Annotated in this window: 16 protein-coding genes; 7 read left to right on the plus strand and 9 right to left on the minus strand. The window is 53.9% G+C overall.

Annotated features, from left to right (window positions below; all coding sequences use genetic code 11):
• Window positions 1-3 precede the first annotated feature (3 nt).
• From HV345_RS10545 to pabB, 4 genes are all read right to left on the minus strand, one after another.
• The gene (locus HV345_RS10545) at window positions 4-1605 is read right to left on the minus strand and encodes an EAL domain-containing protein (protein ID WP_016156794.1); all 1602 of its coding nucleotides are present in this window, start codon (window positions 1603-1605) and stop codon (window positions 4-6) included.
• A 130-nt stretch (window positions 1606-1735) separates the two neighbouring features.
• Window positions 1736-3100, minus strand: a complete 1365-nt coding sequence (sdaA, locus tag HV345_RS10550) for an L-serine ammonia-lyase (RefSeq protein WP_016153391.1) — start codon at window positions 3098-3100, stop codon at window positions 1736-1738.
• 183 nt (window positions 3101-3283) lie between these two features.
• Complete coding sequence (locus HV345_RS10555) at window positions 3284-3862, minus strand: CoA pyrophosphatase (protein WP_016153390.1); 579 nt, start codon at window positions 3860-3862, stop codon at window positions 3284-3286.
• A 3-nt stretch (window positions 3863-3865) separates the two neighbouring features.
• Window positions 3866-5230, minus strand: a complete 1365-nt coding sequence (gene pabB / locus HV345_RS10560) for an aminodeoxychorismate synthase component 1 (RefSeq protein WP_181636696.1) — start codon at window positions 5228-5230, stop codon at window positions 3866-3868.
• Window positions 5231-5310: 80 nt separating this feature from the next.
• Here pabB and HV345_RS10565 point away from each other — a divergent pair, with 80 nt between their 5' ends.
• Window positions 5311-5490, plus strand: coding sequence for a YoaH family protein (locus HV345_RS10565; protein ID WP_016153388.1), 180 nt, complete (start codon window positions 5311-5313; stop codon window positions 5488-5490).
• 6 nt (window positions 5491-5496) lie between these two features.
• On the opposite strand, the gene HV345_RS10570 is transcribed toward HV345_RS10565, so the two are convergent.
• Complete coding sequence (locus HV345_RS10570; protein WP_016153387.1) at window positions 5497-5841, minus strand: RidA family protein; 345 nt, start codon at window positions 5839-5841, stop codon at window positions 5497-5499.
• 141 nt (window positions 5842-5982) lie between these two features.
• Here HV345_RS10570 and HV345_RS10575 point away from each other — a divergent pair, with 141 nt between their 5' ends.
• The 5 genes from HV345_RS10575 (at window position 5983) to rnd (ending at window position 12416) form a co-directional block, all read left to right on the plus strand.
• Complete coding sequence (locus tag HV345_RS10575) at window positions 5983-7893, plus strand: ATP-dependent DNA helicase (protein WP_016156792.1); 1911 nt, start codon at window positions 5983-5985, stop codon at window positions 7891-7893.
• A gap of 58 nt (window positions 7894-7951) precedes the next feature.
• Entirely contained in the window at window positions 7952-8647 is a 696-nt protein-coding gene (gene tsaB / locus HV345_RS10580) for a tRNA (adenosine(37)-N6)-threonylcarbamoyltransferase complex dimerization subunit type 1 TsaB (RefSeq protein WP_094761103.1), read from the plus strand.
• A 94-nt stretch (window positions 8648-8741) separates the two neighbouring features.
• Complete coding sequence (locus HV345_RS10585; protein WP_016153384.1) at window positions 8742-9326, plus strand: Slp family lipoprotein; 585 nt, start codon at window positions 8742-8744, stop codon at window positions 9324-9326.
• A gap of 204 nt (window positions 9327-9530) precedes the next feature.
• Window positions 9531-11216, plus strand: a complete 1686-nt coding sequence (gene fadD / locus HV345_RS10590) for a long-chain-fatty-acid--CoA ligase FadD (RefSeq protein ID WP_131379489.1) — start codon at window positions 9531-9533, stop codon at window positions 11214-11216.
• A gap of 84 nt (window positions 11217-11300) precedes the next feature.
• Window positions 11301-12416: a ribonuclease D gene (rnd, locus tag HV345_RS10595; RefSeq protein ID WP_016156789.1), complete on the plus strand. Its 1116-nt coding sequence runs from the start codon at window positions 11301-11303 to the stop codon at window positions 12414-12416.
• Between the two features lie 49 nt (window positions 12417-12465).
• Here the strand turns inward: rnd and HV345_RS10600 are convergent, their stop codons facing one another.
• From HV345_RS10600 to HV345_RS10615, 4 genes are all read right to left on the minus strand, one after another.
• Window positions 12466-13431, minus strand: a complete 966-nt coding sequence (locus HV345_RS10600; RefSeq protein WP_181636604.1) for a PDR/VanB family oxidoreductase — start codon at window positions 13429-13431, stop codon at window positions 12466-12468.
• Between the two features lie 70 nt (window positions 13432-13501).
• Complete coding sequence (yeaW, locus tag HV345_RS10605) at window positions 13502-14626, minus strand: carnitine monooxygenase, oxygenase subunit YeaW (protein ID WP_181636605.1); 1125 nt, start codon at window positions 14624-14626, stop codon at window positions 13502-13504.
• Between the two features lie 45 nt (window positions 14627-14671).
• Entirely contained in the window at window positions 14672-16273 is a 1602-nt protein-coding gene (locus HV345_RS10610; protein ID WP_049043155.1) for a BCCT family transporter, read from the minus strand.
• A gap of 255 nt (window positions 16274-16528) precedes the next feature.
• Window positions 16529-17611 (minus strand): tartrate dehydrogenase, encoded by a 1083-nt coding sequence (locus HV345_RS10615; protein ID WP_016153378.1) that lies wholly within the window; start codon window positions 17609-17611, stop codon window positions 16529-16531.
• 103 nt (window positions 17612-17714) lie between these two features.
• Between HV345_RS10615 and HV345_RS10620 the strand changes: the two genes are divergently transcribed.
• On the plus strand, window positions 17715-18632 hold the full coding sequence (locus tag HV345_RS10620) for a LysR family transcriptional regulator (protein WP_016153377.1): 918 nt from the start codon (window positions 17715-17717) through the stop codon (window positions 18630-18632).
• The last annotated feature ends 51 nt before the right edge of the window (window positions 18633-18683 follow it).

Genomic DNA, 18683 nt, shown 5'->3' on the forward strand with positions numbered 1-18683 from the left:
GGGTTAGCGAAACGGCATAACGTGCATACTGTGTCGCCCGTTATGCCGGGCGGGCGGCGGCGTGCTGCCCGCCAGCCATTTGGGAAAATCGCGCAGCGGCATCGGCTTTGCATACAAAAAGCCTTGCAATAAATGTACGCCGTGTCGGCGCAAATGCTGTGCCTGCGCCTGTGTTTCAACGCCTTCCGCCACCAGTTCGATATTCAGTTTTTTCCCCAGAGCGATAATGATGTCTGTGACGGTTGAGTTCACGGCGTCTGTCCCGATTGCCGAGGTAAATGATTTATCAATCTTCAGCACATCCGGGCGAAGCTTTTCCAGCCAGGAGAGCGAGCTGTTGCCGGTGCCGAAATCGTCAATTGCCAGCTTTACGCCAAGCCGATTTAACTCGCGTACGACCCGATAATCCACATCCAGCAACGCATCGCGCTCGGTGAGTTCGATAACCAACTGCTGAATAGGGTGCTGGCTGAACCAGTACTGGTTGAGATCTTTTAGCAGCGTACCGTTACGAAAATGGCTGGCGGCAACATTAATCCCAATATGAAACTGGCTGCTCATCGGGAATACGTGCCGTTGCTGAATGGTTTCTGCGATGACATGACGGGTAAGCGGCACAATCAGGTTGTGCTCCTCTGCGATGGGAATAAACACTTCGGGAGAGATCCAACCCTGGCGCGGGTTATTCCAGCGTAAAAGGATTTCCACTCCCATACATTGCTGGGTTTGCGCATTAAGTAGCGGCTGGCAAAACAGCTCGAATTCCCGTGCAGCAAGGGCCAGATTTATCTCCCAGGAGAAGCTCATTCTGCTGGCGGTCGCCAGCCATGCCAGGTAGCCCACTAAAAAACTTAGGATCACCGCCAGCGGCAGTTGTGTTGGTAGATGTTTTATAGCCAGTTCGCTGGCCCCCGGACCGGTAACGCTGATAGTAAAGGGGAAATGTTGCGATGAGAGCTGGTAGCGTTTTTCATTATCCAGTTCAGGTAGCGTATCGACAACACCCTGTCCATATAGCAAATGGCGATTACCGACGGTTAAGCTGGCATGGGTAATTTGCGGTGGCTGGGGTTCAAGCAACATAGACGATAATAAATCAATGTTAACGATTTCCAGCACGCCATCTGAGCCATCGGCAGATGCTGGATACCATTGCGTCAGAATCGGACTGCCCTTAATCAACGAATGGTCGGTAGACAGCAGCAATTGCGGCTCCCGACTGGGTAATTCAGGCTCCAGTTGGCGAATAGGCACATTGCGATAGCCAAAAATGCTGGAACAATAAAGGATCCCGCTCTGAATCAGGCTGATAGAACGTACCGTTTGCAGTCTGGCTGCATGCTTACTCAGAGGTAAACGCGCGACTGAGCAGGGAAGCCCAATCAGCGGTAGCAGTACATCGCGTCCGGTCTGTAGGGGCAAAAGCACGTCATCCAACTCTTCAACGGCGTGGTTGGCAAAGGTAACGGTATTGCGATGATTTAAATTACGCTCCGAAATAAATCGGACAGTTAATGTGAGAATGAGCGTCAGTAGTGCACATAATGTGCAGACGATTAAGCGATTCCGGCGATAGTTCTTGATGATCCTTTGCGCTGTTTGCATGCGGGCCGCCCGATAAGCCGTTGGTCACAGTAGCCAACAGCAACAGAGCAAGTGTAGTGGGGAAAATTACGCCAGACGAGGGAGAGGGGGCAAATTCGCCCATCCGTCGCAGATGGGCGAAAAATAAGTATTAGTCACATTGAACTTTGATTGCCAGGCCACCGCGTGACGTTTCACGGTATTTGGCGTTCATGTCTTTACCTGTTTCGTACATGGTCTCAATGACTTTATCCAGCGAGACGCGCGGAGCGCTTGTACGGCGCATTGCCATACGCGCAGCGTTGATCGCCTTCACTGACGCAATGGCATTACGTTCGATGCACGGAACCTGTACCTGTCCCGCAACCGGATCGCAGGTTAAGCCGAGGTTATGTTCCATGCCGATTTCAGCAGCAACACACACCTGCTCAGGGCTTGCGCCTAACAGTTCAGCCAGACCCGCGGCAGCCATGGAACAGGCTACGCCCACTTCACCCTGACAACCCACTTCTGCACCAGAGATAGACGCGTTCATTTTATACAACGCGCCAATCGCGCCGGCCGCCAGGAAATAACGGGTATAGATATCCGGGCTGACGGACTCGATGAAATGATCGTAATAGGCCAGTACCGCAGGCACGATACCGCAGGCACCGTTGGTTGGCGCAGTAACTACGCGACCACCCGCGGCGTTTTCTTCGTTAACGGCCAGCGCGAACATGTTCACCCAGTCGATCACGTTCATCGGATCGTTGGACAGCTTGTCGCTGGAAACCAGCATACGACGCAGGGCTGAAGCACGACGAGGAACGCGCAGCGGACCCGGCAGCACGCCTTCGGTGTTCATACCACGATCGATACAAGCCTGCATGGTTTGCCAGACGTTACCAAAGTACTCTTCAATCTCTTTTTTACTGTGCAGAGCAAGTTCGTTCTGCATCGCCATGCCAGAGAGAGACAGGCCGGTGCTGTTGCAGTATTCCAGCATTTCAGTGGCGGATTTGAACGGATAAGGCACACTGACCTCGCCCGCGGCATCCTGACCAAAATGTTCTTCATCAACGATGAATCCACCGCCGATAGAGTAGTAGGTTTTGCTGTAAATGACGGTTTCGCCACTATACGCGTGGATCTGCATTCCGTTTTCATGCAGCGGCAGGTTGCCGTTGTGAAAACGCATTCCGTCATTCTGCGGGAAATCCACTTCGTGCTGACCCTGCGCAAGCAGCAGGCGTCCACGCGTTTCCACGTCGCGGATAAATCCGGGGATGCTGTCAATATCTACGGTAGCAGGCTCATTGCCCGCCAGACCCATAATAATGGCGATATCGGTATGGTGACCTTTACCCGTGAGCGACAGTGAACCATACACGTCGACGGCGACACGAGTAACGCTGTCCAGTAATCCTTTTTCGACCAGGTCATCGACGAACTGTTTACCCGCCTTCATAGGTCCTACGGTATGGGAAGATGAGGGACCAATCCCCACCTTAAACATGTCGAATAGACTAATCACGATAATACTCCTACAGGGCGACTGGGGTTTCCAGTAACGATGTTATAACTGCGCATAGTGTAAGAGGGAACGCGGCGATCGGCTTAACTATTCACATGAATTAAACTAATAGATAACCGCGGTTTTACTAATGTTGTGACCTGAGTTTCAAGTTGTCTATGGTGTGCGTAAAGATAAGTATAGTCAGGGCTTGACGCCAATTTGCAGCGCCAGCTCACGAATTATTCCGGCGGTCATTCCCCAGACGAAATATTGCTCATACCAGGAAAGCCATACACGATGTGAATCGCCGCGACGGTAGATATCCAGTGGGTGATAACGACCTAAATGCAGGGCTTGTGCCAGCGGCATTTCGAACACGGCGGAAACTTCATCAACACTTGCGCGATACGGCAAATTTGGCGGGATAATGCCTACCACCGGCGTGACCTGGAAACCGGTCACACTGTCGACCGGCGGCAGAACGCCAATCACCTCCACGCAGGATGGTGGGATCGCCACTTCTTCCTGCGCTTCGCGAAGGGCGGCGGCAATTAACGAGGCATCGCTGCTATCCACCGCGCCGCCGGGAAAGGCGACCTGTCCGGCGTGCTTGCGCAGATGAACGGAACGCTGAGTTAACAGTAACCCCGGCTGTGCACGACGCACGACGGGGATCAGTACGGCGGCCTGACGCTGGTTTAACGCAGTATGATTAACCTGCGGGCGCAGGAGTTGAAAGCGCGATAAAAAATCATCAAGCGTCAGGCTGCTGTATTCCACGTGTCAGTTCTCCAGTTGGTGCAAAATACGATTCACTTTATCAAACGTTTCCTGATACTCCGCATCTTCCTGGCTGTCCGCCACAATGCCACCGCCAGCGGAACAATAAATGCGTCCGTTGGTGGCTGTCAGCGTGCGAATGGTGATGCTGGTATCCATATTGCCGCAAAAGCTCAGATAGCCAATGGAACCGCACCAGGCGTTGCGTCTTTGCGGTTCCAGTTCGTCAATAATTTCCATTGCCCGCACTTTTGGCGCACCGGTAATAGAGCCGCCGGGGAAGGCGGCGCGCAGCAGGTCAGTGGCGTGCAATGACTCTGGCAGACGCGCGGTAATGGTGCTGACCAAATGATGAACGGCAGGGAACGGTTCGACAACGAACAGTTCCGGAACCTGTACCGAACCGGGTTCGGCAACGCGGCCGATATCATTACGCATTAAATCGACGATCATCAGGTTTTCCGCCTGATCCTTTGGCGAGTTCGCCAAAGATTGAGCCTGCTGACGATCGGCATCGGCATCTTCAAGTCTGGGCAGCGTGCCTTTAATCGGACGCGTCTGGATGTGCTGGTTTTCCAGCAGAATAAAACGCTCAGGTGAAAGGCTGAGAATCGCCCCTTCATCAAGACGTATAAACGCACTGAACGGGGCGCGGTTCGCATGGTTGAGACGTACAAACGCCAACCACTCATCGCCTTGATAATGCGCCTGAAAACGCTGGGCAAGATTGACCTGATAGCAATCGCCGCTGTGCAGATAACGCTGCACCTGACGGAACTTTTCACCATACTGCGCGCGGGTCATGTTGGACTGCCACGAGGATGTTAACGAAAACGGTTCGCGCACGGGAATCTGTTGACTTTCCAGCCAACGGCGTCGTGCCTGTACATCGGAGTGGCTAAGTAGCGACACCCTTTGCAACTGATGATCGACAATCAGCGCCCAATCGTAAATGCCAACCGCCATGTCCGGTAGCGTGATATCCTGTTCGGCTTCCGTTGGCAGAGATTCAAAACGACGGCCTAAGTCATAACCGAACAGACCCAATGCGCCTCCCTGGAAGGGAAAATCGGGATTATAATCGGGCTGAATAGTCAGCGATGTCAGCGCCGAACGTAAAACCGTCATCGGATCATCAACCGTTTGCATAGTGCCGTGATGGTCATGCACAACGGTCTCTTCTGCATGTGTGACCAGCGTGGTAATAGGGTCGGCGACCAGAATATCAAAGCGATTATGCGGATGGTCGGCATGGCCCGAATGCAAAAGCATTGCCCAGGGCTGGTGGCTTAATGTGGCAAAATAGTGCTCAGCGGCGTCCAGACGCCAGGGGAGTGTGATTACAGCGGGAGATAACGTCTTCATCAGTCCTGACTCGTTGCTACTTCACTGGCTATGTGCCGGGTAGCATGAAATAATTAGCGCTAATAATTTAGCAGGAGTTCACCATGATTGCAGGTTTACCTTCACTCACGCACGATCAGCAGCAACAGGCGGTTGAACGCATTCATGAACTGATATCCCAGGGGATGAGCAGTGGCGAGGCGATTACGAAAGTGGCTGCTGAATTACGCGCCAGCCATACCGGCGAGCGGATCGTGGCGCGTTTTGAAGATGAAGACGAATAACGCCGCTTATACCGCAGCGATAATCTTAATTTCAACTTTGTATTTCGGGTTCATTAACCCGGCCTGAACGGTACAACGTACCGGCGCGTGACCAGCAACAACCCATGCGTCCCAGGCTTTGTTCATGGCGGCAAAATCATTTTTGTCCGCCAGGAACAGGGTGGCATCAAGAATACGTGACTTGCTGCTGCCCTGTTTTTCCAGCACCGCATCAATTTGCGCCAGCGTATTTGCCGTTTGCTCAAAGGCGTCGGCATCCAGATTTTCCGGTACGCCGGTGTAATACAACGTGTTGTTGTGGATAACCACGTCGGACCAACGCGCTTCGGCATCAATGCGCACAATCGTCATAAATCATTCCTCATTTACGTTTTTTCATAATGGCTTCGGGTTGCGCCAAGACTGCCATAATGTTGTGTCCACGTCACCTCTTCAACTGGCGAAAGAGCCGCTGGCCTGACATAATCCCTGTTCAAATGAACAGGGGGCAGTGTGACGGACGATTTTGCAGCAGACGGTCAGTTGGCTAAAGCGATACCCGGTTTTAAACCGCGTGAACCACAGCGGCAGATGGCCTTCGCCGTCAGCCATGCTATCGAAAAATCACAGCCGCTTGTTGTCGAAGCCGGAACAGGAACAGGTAAAACCTACGCTTATCTTGCCCCCGCGCTGCGTGCCGGAAAGAAAGTAATTGTCTCCACGGGCTCGAAGGCGTTGCAGGATCAGCTATACAGCCGCGATTTACCCACAGTAGCGAAGGCTCTGGAATTCACGGGTAAACTGGCGCTGCTGAAAGGGCGTTCAAACTATCTGTGTCTTGAGCGTCTCGAACAACAGGCGCTGGCGGGCGGTGACCTGCCGGTACAGACTTTAAGTGACGTCATTCTGCTACGCTCCTGGTCAAATCAAACCCTTGATGGTGACATCAGCACCTGCGTCAGCGTGGCGGAAGACTCTCAGGCCTGGCCGCTGGTGACGAGCACAAACGATAATTGCCTTGGGAGCGACTGCCCGCTGTACAAAGAGTGCTTTGTCGTTAAAGCGCGCAAGAAGGCGATGGATGCGGATGTCGTCGTGGTAAACCACCATCTGTTTCTTGCTGATATGGTGGTGAAAGAGAGTGGGTTTGGCGAGCTGATCCCGGAAGCTGAAGTGATGATCTTCGATGAAGCGCATCAGTTACCGGATATCGCCAGCCAGTATTTTGGTCAATCGCTCTCCAGTCGCCAACTGCTGGATCTGGCGAAAGACATCACCATTGCCTATCGCACCGAGCTGAAAGACACTCAGCAGCTTCAAAAATGCGCCGACCGACTGGCGCAAAGCGCGCAGGACTTCCGCCTGCAGTTGGGCGAGCCGGGCTATCGAGGAAACTTGCGGGAACTGCTGGCCGACCCGCGCGTGCAGCGCGCGTTTTTGTTGCTCGATGACACGCTGGAGCTGTGTTACGACGTGGCGAAACTGTCTCTCGGACGTTCCGCTTTGCTGGATGCCGCGTTTGAACGTGCCACGCTTTACCGTACTCGTCTGAAGCGCCTGAAAGAGATCAACCAGCCAGGTTTCAGCTACTGGTATGAATGCACCTCGCGCCATTTCACCCTTGCGCTGACGCCGCTCACGGTGGCGGATAAATTCAAAGAAGTGATGGAACAGAAGCCGGGCTGCTGGATTTTTACCTCCGCGACGCTGTCGGTAAACGATGATCTTCATCATTTCACCGCGCGGCTGGGTATTGAAGATGCCGAGTCGATGCTGCTGCCAAGCCCATTTGATTACACCCGCCAGGCGCTGCTGTGCGTGCCGCGTAATCTCCCGCAAACTAACCAACCGGGAGCGGCGCGTCAGCTGGCATCCATGCTGCGTCCTATTATCGAAGCGAACAACGGACGCTGCTTTATGCTGTGTACCTCGCACGCGATGATGCGCGATCTGGCTGAACAATTCCGCGCCACCATGACCCTTCCCGTGCTGCTGCAGGGCGAAACCAGTAAAGGGCAACTGTTACAGCAGTTTGTCAGCGCAGGTAATGCGTTACTGGTTGCCACCAGCAGCTTCTGGGAAGGGGTGGACGTGCGTGGCGATACGTTGTCGCTGGTGATTATTGATAAACTGCCGTTCACCTCGCCGGACGATCCGCTGTTAAAAGCGCGGATGGAGGACTGCCGTTTGCGCGGCGGCGATCCGTTTGAAGACGTTCAGTTGCCGGATGCGGTAATCACCCTGAAACAGGGCGTGGGGCGTCTGATTCGTGACGCTGACGACCGCGGGGTGCTGGTGATTTGCGACAACCGTCTGGTGATGCGACCTTACGGTGCCACTTTCCTGGCAAGTCTTCCGCCTGCGCCGCGGACGCGTGATATTGCTCGCGCTGTTCGTTTTCTTGCCATACCAACGACTGAGTAATTTGTTACGGAGTGTGGTAAGATGCGCGCCAAATTTATTGACCTGATCACAAACACCCATGCGAATTCTGGCTATCGATACCGCCACAGAGGCGTGCTCTGTTGCCCTGTGGAATGACGGTACTACCAAGGCTCATTTCGAGCTTTGCCCACGAGAACACACCCAACGAATTTTACCAATGGTTGAGGAAATCCTGGCCGCTGGCGATCTCACGTTAACCGATATCGACGCTCTGGCGTTTGGTCGCGGTCCTGGCAGTTTCACCGGTGTACGTATTGGTATTGGCATTGCTCAGGGGCTGGCGTTAGGCGCGAATTTACCGATGATCGGCGTCTCCACCCTGGCAACAATGGCGCAGGGAGCCTGGCGTAAGTCGGGCGCGACCCGCGTACTGGCCGCGATCGACGCGCGAATGGGCGAAGTCTATTGGGCCGAATACCTGCGTGATGAGCACGGCAACTGGCACGGTGAAGAAACCGAAGCGGTGCTAACCCCCGAGCAGGTGCATGCGCGTTTACTGCAACTGTCTGGCGAGTGGGTAACGGTCGGAACGGGCTGGCCTGCCTGGCCTGAGCTCGGTAAAGACAGCGGTCTGACGCTGAGCGATGGCGACGTTTTGCTTCCGGCGGCTGAAGATATGCTGCCTGTTGCCACGCAAATGCTAGCTGCCGGTAAGACCGTGGCGGTTGAACATGCGGAACCGGTTTATTTACGTAACACCGTGGCATGGAAGAAACTTCCCGGTAAAGAATGAATCTTAGTAGTACATCCCTGGTTAATTCGCATAGCCGTCAGTGCGCAGCATGGTGAATTGGTCGGGGCAGAAGCTAAGAAAAGGGAGTCGCAATATGGCGGTGCAAAAGCAGTTATTGAAAGGTGTGTTGGCGGGCGCATTCGCGTTAATGCTTAGCGGTTGTGTCACCATCCCGGACGCGATTAAAGGTTCGAGCCCTACGCCGCAGCAGGATCTGGTGCGGGTTATGAATGCCCCGCAGCTGTATGTCGGACAGGAAGCGCGTTTCGGCGGTAAAGTTGTGGATATTCAGAACCAGCAGGGGAAATCCCGTCTGGAAATTGCCACTGTTCCTCTTGATAGCGGGGCGAGACCGGTGCTGGGCGAAGCCTCCCGCGGGCGAATTTATGCTGATGTAAATGGCTTCCTCGACCCGGTGGACTTCCGCGGTCAACTGGTTACCGTCGTCGGTCCGATTAGCGGTACTGTGGATGGAAAAATCGGTAATACGCCGTATAAATTCATGCTGATGCAGGTAACTGGCTATAAACGCTGGCATATTACTCAGCAAATTGTTATGCCGCCGCAGCCGATCGACCCCTGGTTCTACGGTGCGCGTGGTTGGCCTTACGGTGGCTACGGTGGATGGGGATGGTACAATCCCGGCCCGGCACAGGTTCAGACCATAGTAACTGAGTAACTCTTTGTTTTATGAGTAAAAGAAACAGCGGCTCGTCCGCTGTTTCTGCATTAACGTGGATATAAGAAAAATAAATAGTGACGAGCTTCGCAACCTTGTCGTTGTGTAATAAACAAACTGGTACGCTGAGTTAATATTATGTTAATAGTTTGTTTATTGCCTGGGGTTGTGATGACGACGAATACGCATTTTAGAGGTGATGTATTGAAAAAGGTTTGGCTTAACCGTTATCCCGCTGGTGTTCCTGCGGAGATCAATCCTGACCGTTATCAATCCCTGGTGGAACTCTTTGAACACTCAGTAAGACGGTATGCCGATCAGCCCGCGTTTGTAAACATGGGGGAGGTGATGACCTTCCGTAAGCTTGAAGAGCGTAGCCGGGCATTTGCGGCCTATTTGCAACAGGGACTCGGGCTGAAGAAGGGCGATCGCGTCGCATTGATGATGCCGAACCTGCTGCAATATCCGGTCGCACTGTTTGGGATTTTACGTGCCGGCATGATCGTCGTGAACGTGAACCCGCTGTACACGCCTCGCGAGCTGGAACATCAGCTCAACGACAGCGGCGCGTCGGCGATTGTCATCGTGTCTAACTTTGCCCACACGCTGGAAAAAGTCGTCGACAAAACGTCGGTGCAACACGTGATCCTGACGCGTATGGGGGATCAGCTGTCGACCGCCAAAGGGACGTTGGTTAACTTTGTCGTCAAGTATATCAAGCGTCTGGTGCCGAAATATCACCTGCCGGATGCCATCTCATTTCGTAGTGCGCTGCAAAACGGTTATCGCATGCAGTATGTGAAACCCGAAGTGGTGTCGGAAGATCTGGCGTTCCTGCAATATACCGGGGGGACTACCGGTGTGGCGAAGGGCGCGATGCTTACGCACCGTAACATGCTGGCTAACCTTGAGCAGGTTAACGCCACTTATGGCCCGTTGCTGCATCCGGGTAAAGAACTGGTGGTGACGGCCCTACCGCTGTATCACATTTTTGCGCTGACGATGAACTGTCTGCTGTTTATTGAGCTGGGCGGTCAAAACCTGCTGATTACCAACCCGCGTGATATTCCGGGACTGGTAAAAGAGCTGGCGAAGTATCCGTTCACCGCCATGACCGGCGTCAACACGCTGTTTAACGCGCTGCTGAATAACAAAGAGTTCCAACAACTGGACTTCTCGTCACTGCACCTTTCGGCTGGAGGCGGGATGCCGGTTCAACAGGCGGTAGCTGAACGTTGGGTGAAGCTGACCGGTCAGTATCTGCTGGAAGGCTATGGCCTGACGGAGTGTGCCCCTCTGGTGAGCGTCAATCCTCATGATATCGACTACCACAGCGGCAGTATCGGGTTACCGGTTCCTTCCACCGAGGTCAAACTGGTGGATGACGACGATAACGAAGTGCCGCCGGGAGAACCGGGCGAACTGTGCGTGAAAGGTCCGCAAGTGATGCTGGGCTACTGGCAGCGACCAGACGCCACCGACGAAATCGTTAAAGACGGCTGGCTGCACACCGGCGATATTGCGGTGATGGATGATGAAGGCTTCCTGCGTATTGTCGATCGTAAGAAAGATATGATCCTGGTGTCCGGCTTTAACGTCTATCCAAATGAAATTGAAGACGTGGTTATGCAACATCCTGGCGTACAGGAAGTGGCTGCGGTCGGCGTTCCGTCGGGCAGTAGCGGTGAAGCGGTGAAAATTTTCGTGGTGAAGAAAGATGCCTCGTTAACTGATGAGGCGCTTATCACTTTCTGCCGTCGTCACCTGACGGGCTATAAAGTACCGAAGCTGGTGGAGTTTCGCGACGAGTTGCCGAAATCTAACGTCGGTAAAATTTTGCGACGAGAATTACGTGACGAAGCGCGCGCCAAAGTGGACAATAAAGGCTGAGCGTTAAGTCAGCCAGCAGAAAACGCCGGGTAAACCGGCGTTTTTTTTGGCGCAAACCTAAGAGAGCACGATTTGAATTATCAAATGATCACCACGGACGACGCGTTAGCCACGCTGTGCGAAGCCGTCCGTGAATTTCCGGCGATAGCCCTGGATACCGAATTTGTTCGCACACGTACCTATTATCCGCAGTTGGGGCTGATCCAGCTGTTTGATGGCAAACACGTTGCTCTGATTGATCCGCTAGGGATCACCGACTGGTCGCCCCTGCGCGATATTCTGCGTGATACCGCCATCACCAAATTCCTGCATGCGGGAAGTGAAGACCTGGAAGTGTTTCTCAACGCTTTTGGCGAACTTCCGCAGCCGTTAATTGACACACAAATCCTGGCCGCATTTTGCGGTCGTCCACTGTCGTGGGGCTTCGCCTCGATGGTGGAAGAGTTTACGGGTGTGGCGCTCGACAAAAGCGAATCGCGTACCGACTGGCTGGCCAGACCGCTGACCGAGCGTCAGTGCGAATACGCGGCGGCTGACGTCTGGTATCTGTTACCGATCACCACAAAACTGATGGCTGAAACCGAAGCCAGCGGCTGGCTGCCAGCTGCGCTGGACGAATGCCGCTTAATGCAGCAGCGTCGCCAGGAGATTCTGGCGCCAGAAGACGCCTGGCGTGACATCACCAACGCGTGGCAACTGCGCACCCGTCAGCTAGCCTGCCTGCAATTGCTTGCCGACTGGCGACTGCGTAAAGCACGCGAGCGCGATCTGGCGGTAAACTTCGTGGTGCGTGAAGAGCACCTGTGGGCAGTGGCGCGTTATATGCCGGGCAGCCTGGGGGAACTGGATAGCCTGGGTCTTTCCGGGAGCGAAATTCGTTTCCACGGTAAAACGCTGATCGCCCTGGTAGAAAAGGCCCAGGCTTTACCGGAAGAGTCGCTACCGCAGCCGCTGCTGAATTTGATGGATATGCCAGGGTATCGCAAGGCGTTCAAAGCCATCAAAGCGCTGGTTGCCGAGGTGAGTGCGGAACATAATCTCAGCGTCGAACTGCTTGCTTCGCGTCGCCAGATCAACCAGTTGCTCAACTGGCACTGGAAATTAAAGCCGCAGCAATCCCTGCCAGAGCTGGTTTCCGGCTGGCGTGGCGAATTGATGTCCGATCGCCTCAACGCGCTGCTGCAGGAATACCCGCAGTAAGTCACCAGGCTCGCCGGGTCGCGCGTTTGCTGACCCGGCCTGCGCAACGCTACAGATCGAGCACCAGGCGCTTACCTTTGGCGCGCGAGCAGCAGATGAGCATGCTTTGCTGGCTGGCTTTTTCGTCGTCGCTGAAATACTGATCGCGGTGATCCGCTTCCCCTTCGAGAATCGTCATTTCGCAGGTGCCGCAAACACCTTCCCGGCACAGGCACTCAACCCGAGCGGCTTTGTTATTTTCGATAACCTGCAAAATGGTCATATCTTCCGGGACCACAAACTCGCGCCCGGAACGCGCCAGCACCAGGGTGAAGGCGTCGCCGCCTTTCTCTTCCACGGCAAATTGTTCGAAATGTAGGGTATTGCTGTCCAGTCCAAGGCGGGAAGCCGCTTCTCTGACAGCATCGTTGAGCACCGCAGGGCCACAGGTGTAGATATGCGTGCCGGGTTCAACATCTGCCAGCAGACGGGCTAAATCGAGGCGGGTGCCTGCGTTCGACAGGTGCAGATGAATGCGATCGGCGCTGGGGTGTTGCATGAGTTCGTCATGAAACGCGCAGGTCTCCTGGCTGGGAGAGCAATAGTGCAGTTGCCATTGCGTCTGAGATTGTTCCAGCTCCGGGAGTTGCGATAAAAACGGTGTGATGCCGATGCCTCCGGCAATCAACAGATGTTTTTGTGCCTGAGGGGCGAGGGCGAAGAGATTGTTTGGTGTGGAGATCGTGAGCGTGTCGCCGGGCTTCACGTTTTGATGCAGGTATCGTGAGCCGCCTTTGGACTCTTCCTCCAGGCGTACGGCGATTTTATAGGCGCGCGTATCGCGTGGTGAACTCATCAGCGAGTACGCATTGCTGTACAGGGTCTCGCCATCGCGCATCTGCACGATAATATGGCTGCCACCCTGAAACGCAGGTAACGGCTGGCCTGAGGTCGCCGTTAAAGTGAAGCATTTTACCTGCGCGGTAATCGTCTCAATCCGGCTGACCCGGACTTCTTGCATTTGATAATCAGACATTGCGGCCTCCCTAAAAAATCTGTCCGACGCGCCTCAGCGACGCGCCGGAACCTGTCGTAACAGCCCCGGGTTATTCCTGAAAAACCTGGGCGACCAGATTATGAAAATGGGCAATGCCATGCTCGGAGATGCCACTGCCGCTGGTGTCTGCCATAATGCGTCCCTGGCCGCGATACCCGCGCGATTTCAGCCCTTTTTGTACGCTTTCAACCAGACGTAAATCTTCAGGACGAAAGACGTTGCGATACCATTCGATCAGTTGTTTCTGCTCTTCGGTCAGCTCTTCGTTGGTGAAGTAGATGTCATAGTTTTGCAGCGTGGTTTCCGCATCTACCGGGAATTCGTAGATAACGGTCATCATGCCTTTGATTGGCGTCACGTTGAGCATGGTGCACGGCCACAGCCAGAAACCGTGGAAGGCGGCATCAACCCCTTCTTCGAACTTAAATGACTGCTCTGAAGGTTTGGCGAAACCGTATTGCAGCGTCCAGTTGCCGTGCATGGTATGCCAGTAACGGTCAACCTGGACCGAGTCGGAAAAACCTGGATGGGCCGGACCGCAGTGGTAGCACTCCAGATAGTTATCGACAATATTCTTCCAGTTGGCTGGGGTACGGGTCGTAAAGCGCGCAGCAAGTTTCAGGTCATGCACGTCTGGGCAGGCTTCGATAACTTTGTCTGCAAGACCTGGGAGTTGTTCTTCCACGTTGCCCGCGTTCGGATCCATGTTTATAAACACGAATCCGGCATATTCTTCCAGGCGCACCGGTGTAAGGTGCGCTTTTTCGCTGTCGAAGTTGGCGACGTTTTCGCAGTTACGCGCATGCGCCAGATTGCCGTCAAGTTTGAACGCCCATGCGTGGTAAGGGCAGGTAATCACATTTTTCGCTTTCCCCTCGCCGCTCAACAACTGATGACCGCGATGCGGGCAGACGTTGTAGAAGGCCCGCAGCACGTTATCGCGACCACGTACCAGCACGATATTCTCGCCAATCACTTCTCGGGTAACATAATCATTGGGTTTCGCCAGTTCGCTACTGTGGGCGACGCAAATCCAGCTTTTAGCGAACACCTTTTCTTGTTCGTGTTCGAAAGCCTGATGGTCGGTATAAAACCGGGCCGGGATAGTCCAGGCATCCTGCGGGTTGGCACAGAAATTTTGCGGCAGAATAAACTCAGGGCTCAGATTGCTCATTGGAATACCTTTAATTTGTGAGTAAGAGGATTTTTGTACTGGCGCTTAATTGTCGCCTTTGAGTAGTGTCCCGGCCGGTGGCGCGACCGGGACGTCAACTGGCGCTTCGGGAAGATGGCTTTCAATTTGATGCGCAGGAACGTGGGCATAGTCCTGCCGTACCCAGCGCAGAAAACCGCCAACCTTCACCAACAGGATGGCGAGGAATGGAAGAGCGGTCAGAACCACCGTGGTCTTCATGGTTTCCAGGGACGCGCCGGTGAACAAAATTGATAATGGGATCAGGGTGATGACCACGCACCAGAACAGACGAAGACTGCGCTGCGGATCTTCCCCTTCCTGCAGGTTGCGTGTGCTGGTGGCCGCCATGGTGTAGGCCACAGCATCCATGTGTGAGGCGAGGAATATAATCATGATCGCCAGATACGCCACCAGAAACAGTTTCCCGGCAGGCAACGACATCAACACTTGCTGTACGGCCGTCTCACCACCCAGCGTCGCCATAACCTGCGGTACGTCGATCACACCGTTCACAAACTGGTGAATGGAGTAGCTTTCCATCACGCCAAAGAAGAACCAGCAGCCAACAGTGCTACCGAGGATTAATGCCCAGATAACCTCTTTGATTTTGCGACCACGAGATACGCGAGTGACAAACATTGCCACGCCCGGCGTGTAGGAGATCCACCACAGCCAGTAGAACACCGTCCAGTTACGGGTGAACTCACCGTTGCCAAGCGGGTCGGTGAAGAGGCTCATTTGCAAAAAGTTTTGTGTCGTCAGGCCGATGGCGTTAATGATGTTATTGGTGATGAATTCGGTCGGGCCGACGATCAGCACCAGCAGCGGCAGTAAAAATGCCCCCCAGCCGACCATTTTGCTCAGACGTTGCAAACCGTTATTGATACCAATCCAGGAGCTCAGGCAGAAAATGCCGCCAGAGAACAGGATCACAAACGCTTGCACCGTGAAGTTATCCGGTAACCCCGTCAGGGCAGACAAACCGCGGGTAAAGGTGGCTGCGGTGACGACCAGAGAGATAGTTAACGCGCCAACTGTCGCGATCAGGAACATCAGGTCAACCAGGCGACCCCAGACGCCCTGCGGATGCACGCCGGTAATGGCGGCGATAATCCCGGACAGGCTCAGTCCTTTGTTTTTACGCACATGAAAGTGGTAGGCCATGGTTAATGAGGCCAATGTGTAGGTCGCCCATGCGCTGATCCCCCAATGGAAAAAGGAATAGGGCAGGCTGTATTCCAGCGCTTTTTGCGAGTGCGGCGCGATATTCAGCCCCGGGGTCTGGTAATAATAGGCCCACTCAGCAACGCCCCAGTAGAGCGTGGAGGAGCCTAATCCGGCGCATATAAACATAAACAGCCAAGAGAGCGTGCTGTATTCCGCTTTACCTTCTCCCAGACGGATGTTGCCGTATTTGCTGGTAGCCAGCCAGACGACCAGACCCATAGCCATCAGAACGAGGATCTGCACGGCGGAACCCAGCATCCGGGTAACGCCGTTAAAAAGGGTATTTGCGACTTGTGCAGACTGCTGAGGGAAGAGACTAAGTGTGGCGGCGATGAAAAGAATAGCCACCAGGCTGATGGCTATCAGCGGCATGTCTTTTTTCTTGACGTTGCTCAACATGGGATCTCCTGGGCACAGTTGCCCGCGTATGGCATTAGCCTGTCGTTGTTATCATGCTGTAGGGGTAGAATGAGTTACTTTTTATTTAACAATTTTATTATTTGTTCTTTACATGAATTAAACAATTGCCCGATGCGTGAAGCAATAAAACACGGAACGGAAATAATAAAAGGTGAATTAGCGCAGGTTATTGGCTCCACAAAACGCATAAAAAAGCCGCGTCAGTGACGCGGCTCATATTTCGTGGTTTGACCTCTAACGTAGTGCCTGACAGATGGCTTCTCCCACCTGTTGCGTGGTGGCGCTGCCTTTCATATCCGGCGTTTTCGGGCCACTGGCAATAACGTGCTCAATTGCCGCCAGAATACCGTCGTGGGCAGCCTTATAGTTGGCATCACCCTTGCCAAGGAAGTCCAGCATCATGGCGCCAGCCCAGATAGTGGCAATCGGGTTGGCGATGTTTTTTCCGTAAATATCGGGGGCCGAACCATGCACCGGCTCGAACAGGGATGGGAAGGTGCGTTCCGGGTTTAAGTTGGCAGAAGGCGCGATGCCAATCGTCCCGGTACAGGCCGGACCCAGATCGGAGAGGATGTCGCCGAACAGGTTGGAGGCAACCACAACGTCAAAGCGCTCCGGCTGCATCACAAAGCGGGCGCACAGTATATCGATATGCTGTTTATCCCAACGGATCTCAGGATAGTTAGCCGCCATTGCTTCAACACGCTCGTCCCAGTAAGGCATGCTGATGGCCAGACCATTGGATTTGGTCGCCGAGGTCAGGGTTTTGCGCGGGCGGTTTTGCGCCAGCTCGAAAGCGTAACGCAATATACGATCCACGCCGCGACGGGTGAAGACCGACTCCTGGATAACCACCTCGTGTTCCGTCCCTTCACTCACGCGTCCGCCGAGAGAAGAGTATTCTCCCTCGGTGTTCTCGCGTACGACGTAGAAATCAATGTCGCCTGGCTGCTTGCCCGCCAGTGGGCAAGGGACTCCCGGGAACAGGCGTACCGGACGCAGGTTGACGTACTGGTCGAATTCGCGGCGAAACTTAAGCAGCGAGCCCCATAAAGAGATGTGGTCCGGTACGGTGTCCGGCCAGCCAACGGCGCCAAAATAGATAGCATCAAAGGATTGCAACTGCTCATGCCAGTCATCCGGCATCATTTTACCGTGATGGGTGTAGTACTCGCAGCTCGCCCATTCCATTTGCTCAAAGCTGAGCGACAACCCCCAACGCTCGGCGGCTGCCTGTAACACATGAATGCCTTCAGGCAGCACTTCTTTACCAATGCCATCTCCGGGGATAGCGGCAATACGACAGGTTTTCTTCATAGCAGCTCTCACTTGTACGCCATCAAAATTGACTTTCCCCTTATCCTATAATTGACTGATTAAGAGTTAATCCCCCTAACTGGTGAAACATAAAACACAGATCATGAATAATCTGCCGCTGCTAAATGATTTACGCGTCTTTATGCTGGTTGCCCGTCGGGCAGGATTTGCCGCCGTTGCCGAGGAACTGGGTGTATCACCGGCTTTTATCAGTAAGCGAGTAGCCCTGCTGGAGCAGACACTGAACGTGGTGCTGCTGCACCGGACAACGCGGCGTGTAACCATCACGGAAGAGGGGGAGCGGATCTACGAATGGGCGCAGCGGATCCTGCAGGATGTCGATCAGATGATGGACGAATTGTCTGATGCCAGGCAGATCCCGCAGGGGATGCTACGCATTATTAGTAGCTTTGGTTTTGGCCGCCGGGTGGTGGCTCCGGCGCTGTCTGCGCTGGCAAAAGCGTACCCGCAGTTAGAACTGAGGTTCGATGTTGAAGACCGCCTGGTGGATATGGTGAATGAGGGCGTCGATCTTGATATTCGTATCGGGGATGATATCGCGCCGAACCTGATTGCCCGCAAGCTGGCGACTAACTACCGTATTCTGTGCGCCTCGCCGGAATTTGTGGCGCAGCACGGGACGCCGAAGCAACTCAACGATCTCTCCACTTTTCCTTGTCTGGTTATCAAAGAGCGCGACCATCCGTTTGGCATCTGGCAAATGCGTAATAAAGAGGGCGCTCACTCAATTAAAGTTACGGGGCCTCTGTCGTCTAATCATGGCGAAGTGGTACATCAGTGGTGTCTTGATGGGCAGGGAATTGCCCTGCGTTCGTGGTGGGACGTTTGCGACAACATTGCTGGTGGACATCTGGTACACGTATTACCCGAGTATTATCAACCAGCAAATATATGGGCGGTTTATGTTTCTCGGCTGGCGACGTCGGCAAAAATCCGTATTACGGTTGAGTATTTGCGCCGCTATTTTGCCGAAAACTATCCAAAGTTTACTTTGGAATAAATCCGCAACAGCTTGGCAAGAAACTGAAAATAAAAAAGGCAGAATAATCTG

Origin of the sequence: Citrobacter sp. RHBSTW-00986 (assembly GCF_013783065.1) — a bacterium.
In the GTDB taxonomy this organism is placed as follows: domain Bacteria; phylum Pseudomonadota; class Gammaproteobacteria; order Enterobacterales; family Enterobacteriaceae; genus Citrobacter; species Citrobacter braakii.